Here is a 695-nt window from a genome sequence, read left to right on the forward strand (position 1 = left end):
GCCGAGGTGGGCGAGGTGTTCCCCGTGCCCGGCATGCGCATCGTGGGCGTCGGGAGGTGGGCTCTGGGTGAAGGTGGCGTGATCGTGTCCGGCCGGTGCCGGTGGGGAGTGTCGGTGGTCCGGGTGTGACATCGAAAGCTCCTGACTGCGGTGGGCCGCCGAGGATGGGCGGGGTGCGTTACAGGGTCTCCAGCAGCTGGCGCATGGTCTCGATCTCCTGCTGCTGGGTGTCGACGATGCTGCGGGCCATGACCACCGCGTCGGTGAACCGGCCCTCACCGATCTCGGTCTGTGCCATCTCGACGGCGCCTTCGTGGTGGACGATCATCTGGTCGAGGAACAGACGGGCGGCGTCGGTGCCCTGCGCCTGTGCCAGGGCTTGCATGTCCTCTGCGCTCATCATCCCGTCCATCCCGCTCGTGCCCATGCCCGTGCCTTCATCCATGCCGGGCATGTCGTGGCCGTCCTCGGACGTCGCCATGGGAGCACCCCACTGGTCGAGCCAGGACTCGAGCTGTTCGATTTCCGGACCCTGCGCGGCCTTGATCTGCTCGGCCAGCGCGATGACCTCGGCAGGGATGTTCTCCTTGGCGAGGAGCATGTCGCTCATCTCGATGGCCTGGCTGTGGTGCGGGATCATCATCTGCGCGAACATCACATCGGCGTCGTTGTGAGCCGCAGCCTGTTCTGCGGAC

The 695-nt window shown here is 66.8% G+C and carries 1 protein-coding gene; it reads right to left on the reverse strand.

Annotated elements, in window-relative coordinates; genetic code table 11:
- Positions 1–178: 178 nt before the first annotated feature.
- On the reverse strand, positions 179–695 hold a 517-nt coding region (locus tag R1101_RS0124975), incomplete at its 5' end, for a DUF305 domain-containing protein (protein ID WP_016935828.1).

Origin of the sequence: Rhodococcus sp. R1101, assembly GCF_000278445.1 — a bacterium.
Lineage (GTDB): Bacteria > Actinomycetota > Actinomycetes > Mycobacteriales > Mycobacteriaceae > Rhodococcus > Rhodococcus gordoniae.